The organism is Mesorhizobium sp. YC-39 (genome assembly GCF_025753795.1).
Classification (GTDB): domain Bacteria; phylum Pseudomonadota; class Alphaproteobacteria; order Rhizobiales; family Rhizobiaceae; genus Mesorhizobium.
Genome location: NZ_JAOWPS010000001.1, coordinates 898,688 through 919,619, shown reverse-complemented (window position 1 = coordinate 919,619; position 20,932 = coordinate 898,688). Strand labels below are relative to the sequence as shown.

Genomic DNA, 20,932 nt, shown 5'->3' with positions numbered 1-20,932 from the left:
TCTAATAACCAGGTGGTCGGATAAAGCCGCCGGTCAGCGGCGCCATCGCCTTGGCGATGGCGAGCAGCCACGATTCCGACCAGCGTTTGCCAATGAGTTGCAAGCCAATTGGCAGGCCGTTGCGATCTTGCCCGCACGGCAGCGCAAGCGCCGGGTGGCCACTGTAATTGAACACCGCGCCACAAGCCGGCAGCATCCAATAGCTTTGCTCCTTGCCGTCGACCTCGATCGGCGTTCCCGGCGCGCAATGCGGGAATGCCGTGGTCATGGCGATGGGACACAGCAAGGCATCGCAGCTTTCGAAGAACCGGTCCCAGGCAAGGATCGAGCGGTCGCGGCGGGCAAGTGCCGCGAACCAGCGCGTGACCGAGGTCGGATGCTCGGGCGGCTCAGGCTGCGCGGCCTCCATCATCATACCGATAAGCGCACCGCCCTCGGCCAAATCGTCGTTCACGTCGAGTTCCGGCAATCTTGCTTCCTCGACGCTCGCGCCCGCCTGATGAAGCTGCCTTGCCAGATTTTCGACGGCGGCACTGATCTCGCTGGCCACCGGAAGTCCGGGAAAGGAGGGGGCAAAGACGATGCGCAAGGTCTTGAGATCAAGCTTCGGCATATCCTCTACCAGCACCGGCGCGAGATCGGTGTCGTGGCCATCCGGCCCGGCGATGATCCCATAGATCAGCGCCAGATCCTCGACGTTGCGGGCCAGCGGGCCGAGACAGGACATCAGCCGCACGCTGCGCGGCGCACCGCCCGGATCGGGAAAAGCACCGGCGAGCGAGATGCGGTGCTCGGTCGGCTTCAGACCATATACGCCACAGAAAGCAGCCGGCAAACGGATCGAATCCTGCATGTCGGTGCCGACCTCGAACGGCGTCATTCCGGAGCAGAGTGCCGCCGCCGCGCCGCCACTGGAGCCGCCGGCTGTCCGCGACAAATCCCACGGATTGCTGGTTCGGCCAAACAAAGGGTTGTCCGACTGCCAGTCGGAGAGCATCGTCGCAACATTGGTCTTGCCGAACAAAACGCCACCGGCCGCCTTCAGCCTCGCAACCACCGGGCTGTCCTTTCTCGCCACGTAGTCTGCGAATGGCGGAAAGCCGACCGTGGTCCTCATACCCGCCGTTTCGTGCATATCCTTCAGGGTGAAGGGCACGCCATGCAGCGGCCCGAGAATGTCGCCGCGCGCCACCGCCGAGTCGGCCTGTTTTGCGCGCTCGCGGGCTCCTACCCGGTCAAGCGTGACGACGGCGTTGACCGCCTCGTTATGCCTGTCGATCTCGGCCAGATGCCCGTCCAGCGCCTCCACGGCGGAAATCTTGCGGTCGCGGATCGCGGCCGCCAGTTCTGTGGTGGAGGAAAAGACGAGGTTCATGACGAATGCTCCGGCTTGCTGGCCGTGCTCTTGTCAAATGGAGGATTGCGGCCTGGCTTCAAGCCAGTTCAGCATTCGGCAATCAGAGGCGCTTGATCGGAATTGTGCTGCTCAACCAACTAGCGCCAGTTTCGCGACGGTCGCAGCGAAGGGGTGGATGCTCATGCCCGATGTCGTGATGGTGACGAAACTCGATGGCGGGATCGCCTGCCAGTCGCCGCCATCGCGGTCGAAGGGCTCGGAAACGATGCAACGCCCGCCGTTGCGGAAGACGGAGGTGTAGAGCGTCGGCGCATGGCCATCGCTGGCATGGCGCACGGCATAGAGCGCTTGCCCATCCGAGAAAGCGGCGGTTAGTTTCAAAGCCGGCTCAAGACCGGCGCGGCGCGAGGCTTCGACGACGCGGCTCGCGGCGCGTGACACAGCGCCCTGCGGGTCGTCAGGCAGACCCTCGTCGATCATTAGCAGGAAAAAGAGTTCGGAATCGGTGGTGCCTTCGCGCTGGTCGAAAACAGCGTCGGACAGCGAATTCTCCAATGCGCGGCGGATCTTTTCGAAGCCGCCGATCTGGCCGTTGTGCATGAACGACCAGCGGCCCGAGATGAACGGGTGGCAGTTCATGCGGCTGGTGGCGCCGCCGGTCGAGGCGCGCACATGGGCGAGGAACAGGCTGGATTTGATCTGTCGGCACAGGCTTTTCAGATTGGGATCGGACCAGGCCGGCAAGATATCGCGATAGAGGCCGGGCTCGGGCCGATCTCCATACCAGGCGAGCCCAAAACCGTCGCCATTGGTCGGCGATTTCGCCTCCTGGGCGCAATGGCTCTGGGCGATCAGCGAGTGGCAGGGCGCCGTGATGATGTCTTCGAGGAAGACCGCTTCACCAAGATAGGCCGCCCATCGGCACATTCGCTTCCACCCGTTCGTTATGCGCGATCCATCAGAGCTGCCGGCTCCTTGACCGCGTGTGAGCCTCTGTTGTGCGTCCGTTCGTACAGCTCACGGACGATTCGGCTGGCAGTAGTCTCAAACAGAAATGGCAAGAAAGCATGAACGAGCGCGGCGCCCGCAGCCATGGACAGGCGCGAACAGAACCACGCGGCAAAGGCCATATGGCTGAAATAGGTCTCGCCCACCTTGGCCGGGTGAGAGGTGAAGAGACTTGCAAGCCGTGTCGTCATGGTGATCCCTCCTGCCGGGATGAGCCCCGACGTTGAGTATCGTGCCACATGTCGAAGGTTCATCGATCTCAAATTGTCCTTGTTTCAAAGGTTTTTTTGGGACAAATATCCCACATGGCGCTGGAATTCGATGAAATCGATCGACGATTGCTGGCTGAGCTGCAACGCGACGGCACGCTGTCGGTCGACCAGCTTTCGGAGCGTGTATCGCTGTCGCGCAACGCCTGCTGGCGGCGGGTCAAACGGCTGGAAGAGGATGGCGTCATCACCGGACGGGTGGCGCTGGTCGATGCCGACAAGCTTGGGCTCGGCCTGTCGGTGTTCATCCTGATCCGCACCTCCAACCACGATCCGGACTGGTTGCGGAAGTTCCGCGCGGCGGTGACCAGTTTTCCCGAGATCACAGGCGTCTACCGGATGTCCGGCGACCTCGACTATGTGCTGCGCGCCCGCGTCGCCGACGTGAAAGCCTATGACCGGCTCTACCAGCGGCTGATCGCCAAGGTGGCGCTGTCGGATGTCTCGGCTTCCTTCGTCATGGAGGAGATCAAGGAGACGACGGTCGTTCCGGTGGAACTGCGTTGAGGTGGAACCACCTAAAAAGAAAGCCGTTGATAGCCTTGCGGCCGAGTTGACCGAATCGGCATTCGTGCCGATAGAAGTGGCTTTATGCGCGCAGCCCTTTATCCCACTTCCGTCATCGGCCCCTCCGTCGGTTTCGTCAGGTTGCCGCATGGCGAAGGCTTGCCGCTGCCGGCCTATGAAAGTGCAGGTGCGGCAGGCATGGATCTGCGCGCCGCGGTGCCTGATGATCGGCCGCTGCTGATCTTGCCGGGGAAACGCGCGCTGGTGCCGACCGGGCTGATCCTGGAAATCCCGGAAGGTGTGGAAGGCCAGGTCCGGCCGCGTTCGGGCCTTGCCTTCAAGCATGGCCTCACCTGCCTCAACACGCCGGGCACCATCGACAGCGACTATCGCGGCGAGGTGAAGGTGCTGCTGATCAATCTCGGCGACGAGGATTTCGCGGTGACGCGCGGCATGCGGATTGCCCAGATCGTCTTTGCATCCGTGATGCAGGCGACGGTCGAGGAGCGCACACTGGCCGGCGGCACGGCGCGGGGATCGGGCGGGTTCGGATCGACCGGCACGGCCTGATGAGCGTGGCGAAATGAAAATACCCAAACTCGTCATCTTCGATTGCGACGGGGTTCTGGTCGACACCGAGAACCTGGCCAATCGACGCCTCGCCGAATGGCTTAGCACCGCTGGCTATCCGGCCAGCTTCGAATATTGCCGCAAGAATTTTTCCGGCCGCAGCATGGTCTCGGTGCAGAAGGAAGTCGAGGCGACCGGCGTCAGCCTCGGCGCCGATTTCGTCGATCGCTGGAACGCCGGCCTGCCGGACCTGTTCGCGCATGGCATCGAGGCGATCCCTTACGTGCGGGATTTCATCGAGACCGTGCGCGCGGCCGGCATCGCCACCTGCGTCGCGTCCTCGGCACGCGTGTCGAAAATGCACATCACGCTCGGCCAGACCGGGCTTTTGCCGCTGTTCGAGCATGCGTTGTTCAGCTCGACCATGGTCTCGCGCGGCAAGCCGTTCCCAGACCTGTTCCTGCATGCCGCCAGCACGATGGGCTTCGCGGCCGCCGACTGTATCGTCATCGAGGACAGCGTCGCCGGAACGCAAGCCGGCATTGCCGCCGGCATGCGGGTGTTTTCCTATCACGGCGACCCGCATTCCGACCGCGACGGCCTCGCCGGGGCCGGCGGCATCCTGTTCGACGACATGCGCGAGCTGGCCGGCCTGGTGCCGATCCACTGAGCTGATTTTCGGCCCGGCTGTACGTCTGGATGGTCCATGCTAGCGTGCGCTTTGTCGAAGGGTGCCACTCCATGACCTCCATCCTGCTTCGCTTCATCTTTGCTTGCCTGATTTTGCCCTGGCTATGGGGAACGGCCGCCGCACAGGTCGTCCGCTTTCCCGACCTTGGCAGCGCCGTTCCCGGCCATAAGGACGTTACCTATCTCGACCTTGCCCGAATGGTCATTCCAGACTTGAAGATCGGCGCGGACGGCTCTTACGGCGGCACTTTGCCGATCGAGATGCGCGACATCAGCGGCTCCGACGACGGCGGCTCGCCGCCTTCGACAACAAACCTGCCCAATGCCGCCGTGCTTGGCATTAAGGCCGGCGGCAAGGACCGGCTGACGATGCTGTTCGACCTTGGGCAAGCCGAGGACAGCGCCGAGGGTTATGCGGTGCTGGCGCTCTACGATCTCACCAGCAAGCCGAAACTGCTCGACGCGGTCAACGTGGCCGCCGACCGGAGCACCTATTTCCGCGATCCCGGCAAGCTGTCGCTCAGCGCCGGCGACGACGCAGTCATGATCATGAGCACGCATTTCAATTCGAACCAGGGCTATGTCAGCACGCCGCTGATCATGGTCCGCAACGACAGATTCGAGCTCGTCGACACGATCTATACGTTCGACGAGAATTTGTGCGCCTACAAACGCACGCAGAACCTCGCCTTCAAAACTCTCGAGGACAGCCAGTCCTATGCCGCCATCAAGGCGACGGTCACCGACACGACCGCACCGAGCGGCGAAAGCTGTGACGACGCGCCACCCGAGGCTTCGTCGCGCGACATTTCCGTCACCTATCGTTGGGACAAGGCAGCGTCGCGTTACGCGAGGGACTCCGATGCGTTCGAGCGTTTGTCAGCAGAAAACGCCAAACGCTTCTGAACCAAACGCATTCGTTTGCCCGGTGCAGATCGGCACGCTAGAATCCCTTTTCACATCTTCGCATCTGAAGGGGAGCATTCATGGACAAGGGCAAGATCTTTCGTGACCTGCATGCCTCAATCTTCGTCATGCCCAATCCGTGGGATGTCGGCACGACGAAGCTGCTCGCCTCCTTCGGCTTCAAGGCGCTGGCGACGACCAGCGCCGGCTTTGCCTTTTCGCGCGGCCTGCCCGACGGCTCGGTGACCTTCGACGCCATGATCCATCACTGCCGCGAGGTGACGGCGGCGACCGCCCTGCCGGTCTCAGCCGATCTCGAAAAGGGCAAGGGCGACAGCGCCACAAGTGCCGCAGAGACCATCTTCGCGGCCGAAGCGGCGGGCCTCGCCGGCTGCTCGATCGAGGATCACACCGGCGAACCCGACAAGCCGATCTACGATTTCTCGCATGCGGTCGAGCGCGTCGCGGCGGCGGCGGAGGCGGCACGGGCGCTGAAGCGCGATTTCGTCTTCACCGCGCGCGCCGAGAATTTCCTGTGGGATAGGCCCGACATCGACGACACGATCAAGCGGCTACAGGCCTTTGAAAAGGCGGGCGCCGACGCGCTCTACGCGCCGGGCATCAGCGACATCGAGACGGTGCAAACCATCTGTTCGGCTCTGACCAAGCCGGTCAATGTCCTGGCCAGACCGGGCTTCACGATCGCCGATCTTGCGATGGCAGGGGTCAAGCGCATCTCGCTCGGATCGGGGCTGACCAACTTCGCCTTCGGCATGCTGGAAACGGCGGCGCGCGAGATCCAGCAGGACGGCACGTTCAGCTTCGGCCGCGCCGCCATGCCGTTCGGCAAGCTGCAGGCGCTGTTTGCTGAAAAATGACGCTCACCGTCGTCGACATGCACACCGGCGGCGAGCCGCTCAGGATCGTCACCGGCGGCTATCCCGCGATACCCAAGGGCACCATCCTGGAAAAGCGCGCCTATGTGCGCGATCACCTCGATCATCTCCGAAGGATCCTGATGTTCGAGCCGCGCGGCCATTATGACATGTATGGCGCGCTGCTGGTCGAGCCCGACCTGCCCGGCGCCGACCTCGCGGTGCTGTTCATGCACAATGAGGGCTATTCGACCATGTGCGGCCACGCCATCGTCGCGCTCGGCCGCTACGCCGTCGACGAAGGGCTGGTGGTCCGGCAGGAGCCGGTAACGACAGTCAACATCGAAGCACCGTGCGGGCTGGTGGTGGCTTCCGTGGAGGTCAGGGACGGCAAGGCGGGTGCGGTGTCGTTCGAAAGCGTGCCGGCCTTTCTGTTTGCCCGCGACCAGCAGATCGAGCTGCCGGGTTTCGGGATGATAGGGTTCGACATCGCCTATGGCGGCGCGTTCTACGCGCTGGCCGATTGCCGCCAATTCGGCCTGGAATTCGGCAGGAGCCGCGTGCGCGATTTCGTCGATGCCGCAACAGTGCTGACGGAGACGCTGAAGACAGAATTCCCGCTGTCGCATCCCGACCATGCCGATCTTGCCTTTCTCTACGGCACGATCCTGACCGACGGCAGGGACGCGTTTTCCGGAGAGGCGACGAAAAACATCTGCGTCTTCGCCGAGGCCCAGGTCGACCGCTCTCCGACCGGCTCAGGCGTCACCGCGCGGCTCGCGGCAATGCACGCCAGGGGTGAGATCGCGATCGGGCAGGCACGGACCTTCGAGAGCATCGCCGGCTCGCGTTTTTCCGGCAGCGTGACACGGACCGCAAAGGCCGGACCGCATGACGCCGTCGTCGCCCGCGTCGGCGGTCGCGCCTATTACTCGGGCCGGGCCGAATTCATCGTCGAGCCCGACGACGAGCTGGGGCGCGGCTTTCTGCTGCTTTGAATGGTACTCAGCCCCTCCCGCGCGGAAATCGCCTTGTGCAGATGCACCATCAAGGCGGCGGCGAAAAGCGGCGTCACAAGGTTGAGCAGCGGCACGGCGAGGAAGGCAGCGATAAGCAGCCCGGCCAGGAATACCGTGCCGGCATATTTCCTGCGCAAGGCCCTGGCTTCGGCCTCCGGGCGAAAGCGCATGGCGGCGAATTCGAAGAACTCGCGCCCGAGCAGATAGCCGTTGACGATGAAGAAGGCGGCGATGTTGATGCCCGGCACCAGAAGGAGCAGCAGAGCGACGATATTGCCTGCTATGACGACGCCGAAGAATTTTATCGCCAGCACCAGCGAGCGCAGCGCTGGCATGGCGCGTCCGGGTGGATCGCGGGGATAGTCGGTGCGCTCGACCACTTCGGCGACATCGTCGAGGAACAGGCCGGCAACGATCGCCGTCGCCGGCGCGATGAGCAGCGCCATCCCGAAGGCAAGAGCGATAGCGGCGATGATGCCGCCCAGCCAGCCGGCCCAGGACGGCAGGCCGGGTATCAGTGTCTCAAGCCACGGCAGGGCCAGCCATTCGACAAGGCTTGTCAACCCGAACCACAAGGCCACCAGCGCCAGCAAGGTCAGCCCCAGCGTCTTGATGAACACCGAGCGGAATTCGGGCGAGAACAGCCGGCTAATGGCGGCACGGGCGGCGTCGAGAATCACGTCTCCAACCCCTCATCGAGAAAGACGTTCCCGAGATAGGCAGGCTTGGTGGCAGGTGCAACCTTCTATCTATTGCGCAAGGCGTGTCTGCCGGGCGGGGATGGTCATGGCCGCCACGCCGGCGACGACGAAGGCCATGCCGAGCCAAGCTGTTGAGCCGAGGCTCTCACCGAGGAAGACGGCGCCGATGCCGACGCCGATCGGCACGCGCAGATAGGCTTGCGAGGTGGTGCCGACCGAGCCCAGCGTGTGGATGAGGCGGAAAAAGATCGAGAAGGCGAGCGCGGTTGAAAACACTGAAAGTCCAAGCAGCGCAAGGATCGAGGCCGTCGACGGCGAGAGTGTCCAAGGCCGGTCGAAAACCAGGCTCAGCGGTATGAGGATCGCTGCGCCGCAAATCATCGAGCCGGCGGCCGGCACCATGGGGTCGAGACCCCTGAAGTTGCGCCCGAAAATAGCGGCACCCGCGTAGCTGACGGTGGCAGCGATGACGGCAAGCTGCGCCCAGAGCTGATGGCCAAGACCGCCCAGCGCCTGGGTGCCGACGATGAGGCATATGCCCGCGATGCCCGCCCCGACGCCGAACAGTTTGCGCGTGGTCACGGGCTCGTGGCGGGTGATGAGCGCGGTCATGAGGAAGGTGAAGATCGGCGACGTCGCATTGAGGATGGTGGCAAGACCCGCATCGATGGAGCGCTCGGCGGCGGCAATCAGCGTAAACGGCACGACGCTGTTCAGGCAGGCCTGAAACATGAACCGGCGCCAGCTTGCCGCGTCCCTCGGCATGGCGAGGCCGCGCCAGCGGAGGAGCGCCAGCAGGATGCCGCCGGCGATCAGGGTCCGTCCCGCGATGAAGGTCACCGGGGGAATCGTCTCGACGCCGACCTTGATGAAGGAATAGGACGCGCCCCACAGAACGGCCAGCACGCCGAGCAAGGCCAGTTCCGTCGTCATGTTGATCTTTTCTGGCATTGCTTATCAGCGCCTTCGACAAACTTCGATTGGATCTGCTTCTAGGTCTTTGTTCGCATGATCTTGTCCGAAAAGTCTGCAACTTTTCGGGATCATGCTTCTAGCTGATGACCAACCGAAAATGTTTCGATGTGGATGCAACCATAGTCGTCAGTGTGGCGACTGATTTGGTCCAGTTCGATGCGATGGCTGCAGCAGCGGATCGCTGCCAAGGCCGTCGCGATGATTTTCGGGGTAGGCAAAGTTGCGGCAAATCGCTAGACCCGCCTGCGGCCGGCGTGGCAGAAAGCCGGTGGGTTTTTGGCGGAGATATTGATGCCGGACTATGACGTGCTTTGCATCGGAAATGCCATTGTCGACATCATCGCCCAATGCGACGAGGCGTTCCTGGAAACGAACGGCATCATCAAGGGCGCGATGAACCTCATCGACACCCAGCGCGCCGAACTGCTCTACAGCCGCATGGGCCCGGCGATCGAAGCCTCCGGCGGCAGCGCCGGCAACACGGCGGCGGGCGTCGCCTCCTTCGGCGGCCGCGCCGCCTTCTTCGGCAAGGTCTCCAACGACCCGCTCGGCGAGATTTACGCCCACGACATCCAGGCGCAAGGCGTCGCCTTCGACACCAGGCCGCTTCAGGGCGAACCGCCGACGGCACGCTCGATGATCTTCGTCACCCCCGACGGCGAGCGCTCGATGAACACCTATCTCGGCGCCTGCGTCGAGCTTGGACCGGAGGATGTCGAGGCCGACAAGGCTTCCGGTGCTGCGGTCACCTATTTCGAGGGCTATCTGTGGGACCCGCCGCGCGCCAAGGAAGCGATCCGGCAGACGGCGAAGCTGGCGCACGCCGCCGGCCGCGAAGTGTCGATGACGCTGTCGGATTCGTTCTGCGTCGACCGCTACCGCGACGAGTTCCTCGACCTGATGCGCTCGGGCACGGTCGACATCGTCTTTGCCAACAGCCACGAGATCAAGTCGCTCTACCAGACCGCCTCCTTTGACGAGGCGCTGGCGCAGATCCGCAAGGACTGCAAGATCGCCGCCGTCACCCGCTCGGAAAAGGGCTCTGTGATCGTGCGCGGCGACGAGACCGTCACCATACAGGCGACGAAGATCAGGGAACTGGTCGACACGACAGGCGCCGGCGACCTCTATGCCGCCGGTTTCCTCTACGGCTACACGCAAGGCCGCAACCTGAAGGCGTGCGGCGATCTCGGCTCACTGGCCGCCGGACTGGTCATCCAGCAGATCGGCCCAAGGCCGCGGCAGAATCTGCGCCGCGAGGCCGAGCAGGCGGGGTTGATTTAGCGATTTTTACCTCCGCCTTGATGGTGGATGTCGCCGCATAGCGGCGGCGGGTTTTGCCGTCGCACCGGACGGGCGAACCGCAACAATTGAAACACTTCAGTCGGATTTCGGCATTCGTCCGAAACAGCCGGGGGCGAAAAACCGCGCCATGGAGCGAACCCGACGGGACGGCTCCGCGGCCGAGGCCGCCAACCAACTGAAGGATCAGAAAGATGTTTACTCCCGTAACAGTCGACGCTTTCAGCGGCGTCGATCCCGGCGTGTTGACGCCGACGCAGCATGAGAAGCTGTACACCGGCGCCATGGCACGCACCCGTCAGGAAAGATCGGCCGCACCCGCCAAAGGCATGGCGCGCCTGACATCGATGTTCAGGATCGAACGTCGCCTCGCCGGCATCGTCCTGCTGCTGGCGACGATCATCGGGGCCATGGCCGTTACCGACGGCGCCCGCGCCGAAGATGGCAAGTTCAAGATGAAACAGGGTATTTCACAGGCGGTGAAGCAGAACTCGGCGCCGCCGCAGTATCGCCTCGCCCGACGCAGCGAAACCCTCAGGCCGACAGACAAACTGCCGCTCTTTGGCGACAAGATTCGCCCCAAGATGACGGGGAAACTCAACTGCGCGGTGACTGGCTGCAAAGCCAAGCCACCGATCCTCAAGCATAGACCCAAGCTGCATTGCAAGGTGTTCGGATGCAAACCTGGCAAGGACCATGACGGCCACCACGGCAATCACCATGGCCACAACAAGCATGGCTCCTGGTTCTGGGGCGGTGTGACGATCGTCGCTTCCGATCACGGTGGCTGCGGCTATGAATTCTGGAAATGGAAGACGACCGGCTGGCGCTACTGGCGGCATGCCTATCAGAGCTGCCGCGGCTGGGAATAAGCTGTCCCATCGCCATCTATCTGGCCTTCCCCCGCATGCGGGGGAAGGCTTTTTTGTCCGCGATGCGAACTTCGGTCAGGCCCCTGCAGTATACGCCGCGATGGCGGCCATATTCACAATGTCGCTGTCCTTGGCATTCAGCGAGACGATCTGCACCGGCTTGTTCAAGCCGACCAGCAGCGGGCCGATGACGGTCGAGCCGCCGAGTTCCTGCAGCATCTTGGTCGAGATCGAGGCCGAGTGGAAGGCCGGCATGATCAGCACATTGGCAGGGCCGGTAAGCCTGATGAACGGATATTGCGCCATGGCGCGCGCATTGAGCGCCACGTCGGCGGCCATCTCGCCGTCATATTCGAAATCGACGCGCCTTTTGTCGAGGATGCGCACCGCTTCCTGGACGCGTTCGGAGCGCTCGCCCTGCGGGTGGCCGAAGGTCGAATAGGCGAGCATGGCGAGTCTTGGCTCGTAGCCCATGCGGCGGGCAAAGCCGGCGGCCTCCTCGGCGATGTCGGCGATTTGCTCGGCATTCGGCATGTCGTGCACGGCGGTATCGGCGACGATCACGGTGCGGCCTCTCGCCAGCACGATCGAGGCGCCGATGACGCGGTGACCGGGCTTGGCGTCGATGACGCGGCGGATGTCGTCGAGCGCGGTCGAATAGTTGCGGGTGACGCCGGTGACGATGCCGTCGGCATCGCCCAGCGCCACCATGCAGGCAGCGAAATGATTGCGGTCGTTGTTGATCAGGCGCTGGCAGTCGCGGAACAGGAAGCCTTTGCGCTGCATGCGCTCGTAGAGATAGTCGGTGTAGACGCCGTTGCGGCGCGACAGCCTGGCGTTGATGATCTCGATGCCCTGCTTGTTGAGATCGATGCCGGCATGCCTGGCGTTCTCCTTGATGACGTCGTCGCGGCCGAGCAGGATGGCGGTGCCGAGCCGCTGGTTCACATAGGAGACAGCGGCGCGCATGACCTGCTCCTCCTCGCCCTCGGCGAAGACGATGCGCTTGGGCTGGCGGCGCACACGATCGTAGATGCGCTGCAGCGTCGAGGCGATCGGGTCGCGGCGGGCCGACAGCTCCTGCGCGTAGCGGTCGAGATCGAGGATCGGTTTGCGGGCGACGCCGCTATCCATCGCGGCCCTGGCCACCGCAAGCGGGATGGCCGAGATGAGGCGCGGGTCGAACGGCACCGGAATTATGTAACTGGGGCCGAATTTCGGCCGGTTGCCCTGATAGGCGGCGGCGACGTCGTCGGGCACGTCCTGACGCGCCAGTTCGGCGAGAGCGCGTGCCGCGGCGATCTTCATGTCGTCATTGATGGTGGTGGCGCGCACATCCAGCGCGCCGCGGAAGATGTAGGGGAAGCCGAGCACATTGTTGACCTGGTTCGGATAGTCCGAACGGCCGGTGGCCATGATGGCGTCGGTGCGGATTTTGGCCACTTCCTCCGGCGTGATCTCCGGATCGGGATTGGCCATGGCGAAGATGATCGGGTTCCTGGCCATCGACTGCACCATTTTGGTGGTCAGCGCGCCCTTGGCGGAAAGGCCGAGGAAGACATCGGCACCGTCGAGCGCCTCGGCCAGCGAGCGCGCCTCGGTCTTGACCGCATGCGCAGATTTCCACTGGTTCATGCCTTCGGTGCGGCCCTGGAAGACCACGCCCTTGGTGTCGCACAGGATGATGTTCTCGGGCGCGAAGCCCATCGCCTTCATCAATTCGATGCAGGCGATGCCGGCCGCACCCGCGCCGTTGCAGACCATTCTGGTGGTCTTCATGTCGCGGCCGGTGACTTCGAGCGCGTTGATCAGGCCGGCGGCAGAGATGATGGCGGTGCCGTGCTGATCGTCATGAAAGACCGGAATATCCATCAATTCGCGCAGGCGCTGCTCGATGATGAAGCATTCCGGCGCCTTGATGTCCTCAAGGTTGATGCCGCCGAAGGAAGGGCCGAGATAGCGCACGCAGTTGATGAATTCGTCGGCATCCTCGGTATCAACCTCGAGATCGATGGAATCGACGTCGGCGAAGCGCTTGAACAGCACCGCCTTGCCTTCCATGACCGGCTTGGAGGCCAGCGCGCCGAGATTGCCGAGGCCGAGGATGGCGGTGCCGTTGGAAATGACGGCGACCATGTTGCCTCGCGTGGTGTAGTCGAAAGCGCGGCTTGGGTCCTCGGCGATGGCAAGGACAGGCACCGCGACGCCCGGCGAATAGGCGAGGCTCAAATCGCGCTGCGTCGCCATCGGCTTGGTGGCGACGATCTCCAGCTTGCCGGGCCGGCCCATGGCGTGGAATTCAAGCGCCTCCTGGGCGCTGACGGAGGGGCCGTTGTTTTCGGTTTTCCTGGCCATGATGCTTTCGATTTCCTCGCCGGTGCAGCACCGCTTGAGACGGGTGCTTTTTGTGGAGTTCCGAATTAAGGCCACACGCCGCCGCTGTAAACCGCCAAGCGGTGCGGAATCGCGGTCGTGCGCACTCTCAGGCTCAGTCGGTCAAGGAGGCCGGCGCGGAAAGCTCGCGCGCATGGTCACGCACCGGGGCCCATCGCATCAGCGCAGAGGTCGGGGGAAATGGCCATTGCGAGAGCGGCGGGGCGTCGCCGCCCATGCGCCGCAGCAGCGCCGACAGATAGGTCATCAGCTCCAGCCGCTGCGCGCGCACCTTTTCCAGCGTGCGGGCACGGATCTCCTCGCGCGCGATGGCGCGGTCGCGCAGTGTCTCTACGGCTTTCCGGACTGCCGCGGGTTCCGGCTCGGCGATCAGGCAATAGTCCGGGTCGAAAAAGACGTCGCGCCCGCCAAGGCTTGGCGTCGAGACGATCGGCAGCCCGGCCATCAGATATTCCATGCTGGAGTACATCGCGCCTTCCGCCGCTGACAAGCATAGCCCGACCGCGGCCTGGTTGTAGACGCGATTGACTTCTTCCTGCGACAGGCTTGCTGTCATGCCGTCGACGATCGGATTGGCAATGTGGTGGAGCGGCGATTGCGCCTGCAGGCGGCGGATGAAGGCGCGGGCGCCGGAAGGCGGCAGTTCGCCGATCGACGTGGCGATATGGACCAGCCTTTCGACGTCGAAGGCGAGATAATGCCGCTTGGTGTGCGATATGCGGCCGGTGTAGACCGCGTCGAACTCGACCGGCACGTCCGGCAGCGGCCGGAATACGTCCTCCGATATCATCAGATTGTGGTTGGAAAAGATGGCTGTGCCGCCGACCGCGGCGATCAGGCGGCGCTCTTCCTCTGTGTTGCAGAGGAAGATGACCTCGTGATCAGGGCAAAGCCTGGCATACCAGGCGAGATCCCGGCCGATCTGGTCGACAACGGCAGGCCGCTCCAGGGTCCAGCTCGGCATCAGCAGGAATACGGCGCGCCGCGACGCCAGGCGCCGGCCGATGGCGGCGACGGAATAGAACGGGCGAGGCCCACCGACCGGGATGTACAACACCAGAGGGTCGCGGCTGACCACATGCACGGAAACCTGGATGCCGCCGTCGAGGTCGGACAGCGGACCACGGGACGGAAGGATGAAGGGAAACCGCTTTCGCGCCGAGAGCCTGAGCTTGTCGGCGGTCCGGTTGGCGCGGCGCGCTGCCTTGAGCAGCATGCGCTGCAACGGCGATCCGACGGGACCGATCATTTCTTCAAACGTCTCGTGCCTGTCCTTGTCCACTGCGCCCGCCCAAGCTCCGATCCCATCTGATCAATATTGAGCATTCCGGCGCGAGGCAATGTCGGCGCATTGCCCGTTGCCGCATTCGCGATCGCGGTTTCCCCCGTTTTTCAATCCGCCGGCATTAAACCATCCGGCCACATCTGCTAGAGCATGGCATGGATATGCGCACCCCAAAGGATATCGACGCCCCAGCGGCCGTGACGCCGATGCCGGCCGCTGCCGCCGGCCCCACGCCGATGATGGAACAGTATATCGAGATTAAGGCGGCAAACCCGGATTCGCTGCTGTTCTACCGCATGGGTGATTTCTACGAGCTGTTCTTCGACGACGCCGAAAAGGCGAGCCGGGCGCTGGGCATCGTGCTGACCAAGCGCGGCAAGCACCAGGGCCACGACATCCCGATGTGCGGCGTGCCGGTGCATGCGGCCGACGACTATCTGCAGAAGCTGATCGGCCAAGGGTTCCGCGTTGCCGTCTGCGAGCAGATCGAGGATCCGGCGGAGGCGAAGAAACGCGGCGGCAAATCGGTGGTGCGCCGCGACGTGGTGCGGCTGGTGACGCCGGGCACCATCACCGAGGACAAATTGCTGGCGCCGTCGGAATCGAGTTTTCTGATGGCGCTGGGGCGGGTGAAGGGCGGCGCTGAACACTCCTTTGCGCTGGCCTGGATCGAGATCTCGACCGGCAGCTTCCGTGTCGCCGAGACCACCGCCGACCGGCTGCTCGCCGATGTCTTCCGCGTCGACCCGCGCGAATTGATCGTTGCCGAGCCGGTGTTTTACGACCCCGAGCTGAAACCGGTGTTCGACGTGCTTGGCCGCGTCGCCAGTCCGCAGCCGCCCTCGCTGTTCGATTCGGCCTCGGCGGCGGCGCGCATCGCCCGCTTCTTCGAGGTGGCAACGCCGGACAGTTTCGGCACGTTTTCGCGCGCCGAGCTGTCGGCGATCTCGGGCGCGATCGCCTATGTCGAGAAGACGCAGAAGGCCGAGCGGCCGCCACTGTCGCGGCCCGAACGCGAGGAACAGGGCTCGACGCTGTTCATCGACCCGGCAACGCGCGCCAATCTGGAACTGCTGCGCACTTTGTCCGGTAGCCGCGAAGGCTCGCTGTTCAAGGCGATCGACCGCACGGTAACCGGCGGCGGCGCAAGGCTGCTTGCCGACCGGCTGATGGCGCCGCTGACCGACCCGGCGGCTATCGGCGCACGGCTGGATTCGGTGTCGTTCTTCCGCTCCGAGACCCGGCTCTGCCAGACGGTGCGGACAAGCCTGAAGAGCGTCGCCGACATGCCGCGCGCGCTGTCCAGACTGGCGCTCAACCGCGGCGGCCCGCGCGATCTCGGCGCGCTGCGCGCCGGGTTCGAGACGGCGCGCACCATTGCCGAACTGTTTGGAGAAACCACCCTGCCCCAGGAGCTGGCGGCGGCGCTGGCGGCGATCGAAGCGTTGCCGCATGCGCTGGCCTCCCATCTGACGCAAGCGCTCGGCGAAGAGTTGCCGCTGCTGAAGCGCGATGGTGGCTTCATCCGCTCCGGCTATCACGGCGAGCTCGACGAGATGCGGGCGCTGCGCGACGAATCGCGCAAGGTGATCGCCGGGCTGGAACGCTCGCTGATCGAGGAGACCGGCATCCGCTCACTGAAAATCCGGCACAACAATGTGCTGGGATACTATATCGAGGTCACCGCCAACCACCATTCGATCATGACCGGCAGCGACGGGGCGAAGGCGCGCTTCATCCATCGCCAGACCATGGCCAACGCCATGCGCTTCACCACGACGGAACTGGCCGAGCTGGAATCGAAGATCGCCAATGCCGCCGACCGGGCGCTGAGCATCGAGCTTGCCGCCTTCGACCGGCTGACGGCGGAGGCGGTGGGCGAAGCGGATAAAATCCGCGCCGGGGCCGAGGCGCTTGCCGTGCTCGACGTATCGGCAGCCCTTGCCCTGCTCTCGGAAAGCGAGGCGTGGTGCCGGCCGATGGTGGATGCAAGCCTTGCCTTCGAGATTTCGGGGGGGCGGCATCCGGTGGTCGAGCAGGCGCTGCGGCGTTCGGGCGAAGGCCCGTTCGTCGCCAATGATTGCGACCTGTCGCCGGAAAGCAATGCGAAAAACGGCGCGATCTGGCTGCTGACCGGCCCCAATATGGGCGGCAAGTCGACTTTCCTGAGGCAGAATGCGCTGATCGCCATTCTAGCCCAGACCGGCTCGTTCGTGCCGGCGACATCCGCCCATATCGGCGTCGTCGACCGGCTTTTTTCGCGTGTCGGCGCCTCCGACGACCTGGCGCGCGGTCGCTCGACCTTCATGGTCGAGATGGTCGAGACGGCGGCGATCCTCAACCAGGCGGGCGAGCGCGCGCTGGTCATCCTGGATGAAATCGGCCGCGGCACCGCGACCTTCGACGGCCTGTCGATTGCCTGGGCGGCGGTCGAATATCTGCACGAAAAGAACCGCTGCCGGGCGATCTTCGCCACCCATTTCCACGAGATGACGGCGCTGGCCGGGAAACTGCCACGGCTGCATAACGTCACCATGCGGGTTAAGGAATGGGAAGGCGACGTCGTCTTCCTGCACGAGGTCGGCAAGGGTGCGGCCGACCGGTCCTATGGCGTGCAGGTGGCGCGGCTGGCCGGCCTGCCGGAAGCCGTGGTCGGCCGGGCCAAGGAGGTGCTGCATCAGCTCGAAGCCGGTGAAGTTTCGGGCAAGGCGAACCGGCTGGTCGACGACCTGCCGCTGTTTTCGGTGGCGCTGAAGCGGGAGGCGCCGAAGCCGACCAGGAACGATGCGCTGGGTGAGGCGCTGGGCGCGATCAATCCCGACGAGATGACGCCGAGGGAGGCGCTGGAAGCGCTCTATCGGCTGAAGGGGATGGCGGGGAAGCCCTAGCACCGTTCGGCATCTTGACCTCATTGTACCGTTAGGTACAATGTTCCCATCGAGCCGTATTGCGGCCATTATCGATGGAGAACGTCATGAGCCGTCCACCGCTGCCGCCTTTCACGCTTGAGACTGCGGCGCAGAAGGCGAGGCTTGCCGAGGATGCCTGGAACAGCCGCGATCCGGAACGCGTTTCGCTCGCCTATACCGAGGACAGCGTGTGGCGCAATCGCGCTGAATTCATCACCGGTCGCGACGAGATCGTCGGTTTCCTGGCACGCAAATGGGCACGCGAGCTCGATTATCGCCTCATCAAGGAGGTGTGGACCTGGAACGAAAACCGCATCGCCGTCCGCTTCGCCTATGAATGGCACGACGACAGCGGCCACTGGTTTCGCTCCTACGGCAACGAGAACTGGGAGTTCGACGAAGCCGGGCTGATGCGCCGGCGCGTGGCCAGCATCAACGATCTGCCAATCAGCGAGAGCGAGCGCAAATATCACTGGCCGCTCGGCCGCCGACCCGACAACCATCCCGGCCTTTCCGAACTCGGACTGTAACGGGCGCATGCGACGGATAGCGCCCGATCGCGACAGCCTTCTGGCGATCCTGGCCGAGGTTTTTCGCGAGCATGGCTATGAGGGCGCCAGCCTGTCGCTGATCGGCGAGGCGACGGGGCTGGGCAAGGGAAGCCTCTATCACTTCTTCCCCGGCGGCAAGGAGGAGATGGCGGCAGCCGTCATCGCCCATATCGACGGCTGGTTCGAAACAAACGTGTTCGCGCCGTTGCAAGACATCGACGACCCCCGTGCCGGCATCGAGCGCATGCTGGAGGCCACAGATCGCTATTTCCGCTCCGGTCGCCGGGTGTGCCTCATCGGCGCCTTCGCGCTGGACGACGCCCGCGACCTGTTTGCCAAGGCGATCAAAAGCTATTTCGGCCGCTGGGTGGCGCATCTTGCCGAAGCGCTGACCCGCACCGGACATAGCCCAGCCAGGGCAGACGAACTAGCCGAAGAGACAGTCTGCGCCATCCAGGGCGCGCTCACGCTGGGACGCGCTTTCGACGATACGGCGGTTTTTTCCCGCGCGCTGCAACGGGCGCGGGCGGCGCTCGGCTAGAGTTTTTTACAAGGGCTCGAAGCGGAAGGCTGTTTCGGTGCAGGAAACCCTACCGACGCCCGGTGAATCGAGATGCGCTCCCGCGACGTAGCAGGCGTTGCCAGTTGCCATCGTCAGTATTTGCCGCCGGGTTGTCCTCGCCTGCTCCTGGTCGGCGTCGAATTCCCACGCGATCTCCGGATGGTCGAATTGAAGCGATGGTACATGCACAATGTCGCCCCAGATCAACAGTGTTTCGCCGTCGCTCACAAGGCGAAAGCAGGTGTGGCCGACTTCATGGCCAGGAGTGGCGATCGTATCGATATGCGCGCTGAGGCGCTGCCCAGGATCGAAAGGCTGGGCGCGGCCGTGGAAACGCTCCAGCCTTGTCTCCTCGCGAAACATGCCAATCTCAAGTCGCGGGACAAGCAGGCGCGAGAGTTGCGGGAAGCCGTCGCCACCGTCGGCAAGGATGAGCCCGTGGATATGATCGAGATGGGTGTGGGTGAAGGCAACAGTGCGCACCCGGTCGACGGCGATCTTCGCCTCGCGCAGCGCCTTGGGCAGATGCCCCATTGTCGGGTGCCAGGCGTTCGAAGCCCCTGTGTCGATCAGCGTGATTTCGTCGCCGTCATCGATGGCAAAGGCGTTGACGGACAACCTGAGCGCGCCGTCAATGAGTGGAACTTGCGATGGCAGATTATCGCCGAATACAATGTTTCCAGGCTGGCGCAGCCGCCTTGTTGGCATGTCGACATAACCGTCGCGCAGCGACGTGACCGTCATATCCCCGATTTTGTACGCCGTGTGATGATGCCCAGCTGAAATTCGTTCCAATGCTCACTCTCTATTCTTCTGAAAACCGGTTCCCAATTTTCGGAATCTAGATCATCTCCAAACCGCGTTTGCGGGTCGGTGGCGGGAAGGCGCGGTCGAGGTCGGCGAAATCTTGTGAGGTGAGCTTGATGTCGAGCGCGGCGACGTTCTGGCGGACATGGTCTTGCTTGCTGGCCTTGGGAATGGCGATGACACCGTCTTGGCGCATCGCCCAGGCAAGCGCGATTTGCGCGGCCGTGGCATCGTGGCGGGCAGCGATGGCTTCGAGCCTGGCGTTGCGCGCCAGCGTGCCCTGATCGACCGGCGAATAGGCCATCAGCGGAATGCCGCGCTGCCGGCTCCAGGGCGAAAGGTCGAATTCGGGGCCGCGCTGGGACAGATTGTAGAGGATCTGGTTGGTCTGGACGTTACCGCCGCCCGGCAAACCGACCAGTTCCTCCATCTCGTGGGTATCGAAATTACTGACGCCCCAGTGGCGAATCTTGCCGGCCTTCTTCAAGGCTTCGAACGCCTCGACGGTTTGGGCCAGCGGCACGCTGCCGGGCCAATGCAGCAGGTAGAGATCGATGCGGTCGGTAGCGAGGCGCTTCAGGCTGTTCTCGCAGGCGCGCGCCACGCCGGCGCGCGAGGCGTTGGACGGCAGTACCTTGGAGACCAGGAAGGTCTCGTCGCGGCGCCCGGCAATAGCCTCGGCCACCACCTCCTCGGCGCCGCCGCTGGCATACATTTCTGCCGTATCGATCAGCGTGACGCCAAGGTCCAGCCCGAGCTTGAGGGCGTTGACCTCATCGGCACGGCGGCGGGCGTCCTCGCCCATCTTCCACGTGCCCTGGCCAAGCACCGGAACGGCTTCGCCGGAGGGCAGCATGGTCGTTCTTATGACTGTTGGCATGGCGTGCTCCCGGCGTGATCGGCGCGCATCGCAGCACAACCGCCGGGAGAAATCCAGATGACGGTCCGGACTCCGATCACGGCTGGTGCGATCACTTCACCGGATGGGCGGCGAGCCAGGCCTGCATATACTTGATCTCGGCTTCCTGTGCGGTGATGACCGCTTCGGCCAGCTTGCGGATTTCCGGGTCCTTGCCGTTGGCAAGTTCGACCTTGGCCATGTCGATCGCCGCCTGGTGATGCGGGATCATGCCACGGGCGAAGTCGACATCGGCATTGCCGGAATATTCGATCGCCATCATATCGGTATGCATCTTGTCCATCGCCGCCTTATAGCCGTCGGTGGAAGGGCTATCGCCGCCCATCGCCATCGCGCCCATGTCGTGTTTCATCTCTTCGGACTGCGCCGGAACGCTTTCGAGAAAAACGGCAACCAGCATTCCCGCCGCCATCAGCAACAGCACGATCTTCTTGGCCAAGGTCATTCATCGTCT

At 63.8% G+C, this 20,932-nt stretch carries 21 protein-coding genes; 11 read left to right on the top strand and 10 right to left on the bottom strand.

Annotation, left to right across the window (positions count from 1 at the left end; all coding sequences use genetic code 11):
- Position 1 precedes the first annotated feature (1 nt).
- From OHD62_RS04400 to OHD62_RS04390, 3 genes are all read right to left on the bottom strand, one after another.
- Complete coding sequence (locus tag OHD62_RS04400) at positions 2-1,375, bottom strand: amidase (RefSeq protein WP_263781207.1); 1,374 nt, start codon at positions 1,373-1,375, stop codon at positions 2-4.
- A gap of 111 nt (positions 1,376-1,486) precedes the next feature.
- The gene (locus tag OHD62_RS04395; protein ID WP_263781205.1) at positions 1,487-2,284 is read right to left on the bottom strand and encodes a class II glutamine amidotransferase; all 798 of its coding nucleotides are present in this window, start codon (positions 2,282-2,284) and stop codon (positions 1,487-1,489) included.
- A 17-nt stretch (positions 2,285-2,301) separates the two neighbouring features.
- Positions 2,302-2,556 (bottom strand): DUF6356 family protein, encoded by a 255-nt coding sequence (locus OHD62_RS04390; RefSeq protein WP_263781203.1) that lies wholly within the window; start codon positions 2,554-2,556, stop codon positions 2,302-2,304.
- Positions 2,557-2,670: 114 nt separating this feature from the next.
- Between OHD62_RS04390 and OHD62_RS04385 the strand changes: the two genes are divergently transcribed.
- The 6 genes from OHD62_RS04385 (at position 2,671) to OHD62_RS04360 (ending at position 7,180) form a co-directional block, all read left to right on the top strand.
- Positions 2,671-3,141, top strand: a complete 471-nt coding sequence (locus OHD62_RS04385; RefSeq protein ID WP_263781201.1) for an Lrp/AsnC family transcriptional regulator — start codon at positions 2,671-2,673, stop codon at positions 3,139-3,141.
- Positions 3,142-3,225: 84 nt separating this feature from the next.
- Positions 3,226-3,711 (top strand): dUTP diphosphatase, encoded by a 486-nt coding sequence (gene dut, locus OHD62_RS04380; protein ID WP_263781199.1) that lies wholly within the window; start codon positions 3,226-3,228, stop codon positions 3,709-3,711.
- Positions 3,712-3,724: 13 nt separating this feature from the next.
- On the top strand, positions 3,725-4,381 hold the full coding sequence (locus tag OHD62_RS04375; RefSeq protein WP_263781198.1) for an HAD family hydrolase: 657 nt from the start codon (positions 3,725-3,727) through the stop codon (positions 4,379-4,381).
- 71 nt (positions 4,382-4,452) lie between these two features.
- Positions 4,453-5,307, top strand: coding sequence for a hypothetical protein (locus tag OHD62_RS04370; protein ID WP_263781196.1), 855 nt, complete (start codon positions 4,453-4,455; stop codon positions 5,305-5,307).
- 80 nt (positions 5,308-5,387) lie between these two features.
- Entirely contained in the window at positions 5,388-6,185 is a 798-nt protein-coding gene (locus tag OHD62_RS04365; RefSeq protein WP_263781194.1) for an isocitrate lyase/PEP mutase family protein, read from the top strand.
- Positions 6,182-7,180, top strand: coding sequence for a proline racemase family protein (locus tag OHD62_RS04360; protein ID WP_263781192.1), 999 nt, complete (start codon positions 6,182-6,184; stop codon positions 7,178-7,180). Before OHD62_RS04365 ends, OHD62_RS04360 begins: the two co-directional genes overlap by 4 nt.
- Here the strand turns inward: OHD62_RS04360 and OHD62_RS04355 are convergent.
- Both OHD62_RS04355 and OHD62_RS04350 read right to left on the bottom strand, forming a co-directional pair.
- The gene (locus tag OHD62_RS04355) at positions 7,111-7,881 is read right to left on the bottom strand and encodes a sulfate transporter family protein (RefSeq protein WP_263781190.1); all 771 of its coding nucleotides are present in this window, start codon (positions 7,879-7,881) and stop codon (positions 7,111-7,113) included. The genes OHD62_RS04360 and OHD62_RS04355 overlap by 70 nt on opposite strands.
- 69 nt (positions 7,882-7,950) lie before the next feature.
- Complete coding sequence (locus tag OHD62_RS04350) at positions 7,951-8,853, bottom strand: DMT family transporter (protein ID WP_263781188.1); 903 nt, start codon at positions 8,851-8,853, stop codon at positions 7,951-7,953.
- A gap of 315 nt (positions 8,854-9,168) precedes the next feature.
- Between OHD62_RS04350 and OHD62_RS04345 the strand changes: the two genes are divergently transcribed.
- Together OHD62_RS04345 and OHD62_RS04340 are read left to right on the top strand one after the other, a co-directional pair.
- Positions 9,169-10,161: an adenosine kinase gene (locus tag OHD62_RS04345; protein ID WP_263781187.1), complete on the top strand. Its 993-nt coding sequence runs from the start codon at positions 9,169-9,171 to the stop codon at positions 10,159-10,161.
- A 212-nt stretch (positions 10,162-10,373) separates the two neighbouring features.
- Entirely contained in the window at positions 10,374-11,051 is a 678-nt protein-coding gene (locus tag OHD62_RS04340) for a hypothetical protein (RefSeq protein WP_263781186.1), read from the top strand.
- 75 nt (positions 11,052-11,126) lie between these two features.
- On the opposite strand, the gene OHD62_RS04335 is transcribed toward OHD62_RS04340, so the two are convergent.
- Together OHD62_RS04335 and OHD62_RS04330 are read right to left on the bottom strand one after the other, a co-directional pair.
- The gene (locus OHD62_RS04335; RefSeq protein ID WP_263781185.1) at positions 11,127-13,406 is read right to left on the bottom strand and encodes an NADP-dependent malic enzyme; all 2,280 of its coding nucleotides are present in this window, start codon (positions 13,404-13,406) and stop codon (positions 11,127-11,129) included.
- A gap of 133 nt (positions 13,407-13,539) precedes the next feature.
- A complete protein-coding gene (locus tag OHD62_RS04330) occupies positions 13,540-14,727 on the bottom strand; it encodes a glycosyltransferase (protein WP_263781184.1) in 1,188 nt (395 codons plus the stop codon).
- Positions 14,728-14,885: 158 nt separating this feature from the next.
- Between OHD62_RS04330 and mutS the strand changes: the two genes are divergently transcribed.
- The 3 genes from mutS (at position 14,886) to OHD62_RS04315 (ending at position 18,731) form a co-directional block, all read left to right on the top strand.
- Complete coding sequence (gene mutS, locus OHD62_RS04325) at positions 14,886-17,618, top strand: DNA mismatch repair protein MutS (RefSeq protein WP_263781182.1); 2,733 nt, start codon at positions 14,886-14,888, stop codon at positions 17,616-17,618.
- Between the two features lie 86 nt (positions 17,619-17,704).
- Positions 17,705-18,169, top strand: a complete 465-nt coding sequence (locus tag OHD62_RS04320) for a nuclear transport factor 2 family protein (RefSeq protein WP_263781181.1) — start codon at positions 17,705-17,707, stop codon at positions 18,167-18,169.
- 7 nt (positions 18,170-18,176) lie between these two features.
- Positions 18,177-18,731: a TetR/AcrR family transcriptional regulator gene (locus tag OHD62_RS04315; protein ID WP_263781179.1), complete on the top strand. Its 555-nt coding sequence runs from the start codon at positions 18,177-18,179 to the stop codon at positions 18,729-18,731.
- A 6-nt stretch (positions 18,732-18,737) separates the two neighbouring features.
- Here the strand turns inward: OHD62_RS04315 and OHD62_RS04310 are convergent, their stop codons facing one another.
- From OHD62_RS04310 to OHD62_RS04300, 3 genes are all read right to left on the bottom strand, one after another.
- Entirely contained in the window at positions 18,738-19,496 is a 759-nt protein-coding gene (locus tag OHD62_RS04310; RefSeq protein ID WP_263781178.1) for an MBL fold metallo-hydrolase, read from the bottom strand.
- Between the two features lie 97 nt (positions 19,497-19,593).
- Positions 19,594-20,439: an aldo/keto reductase gene (locus tag OHD62_RS04305; RefSeq protein WP_263781177.1), complete on the bottom strand. Its 846-nt coding sequence runs from the start codon at positions 20,437-20,439 to the stop codon at positions 19,594-19,596.
- 91 nt (positions 20,440-20,530) lie between these two features.
- Entirely contained in the window at positions 20,531-20,923 is a 393-nt protein-coding gene (locus OHD62_RS04300) for a DUF305 domain-containing protein (RefSeq protein ID WP_263781176.1), read from the bottom strand.
- Positions 20,924-20,932: the final 9 nt, after the last annotated feature.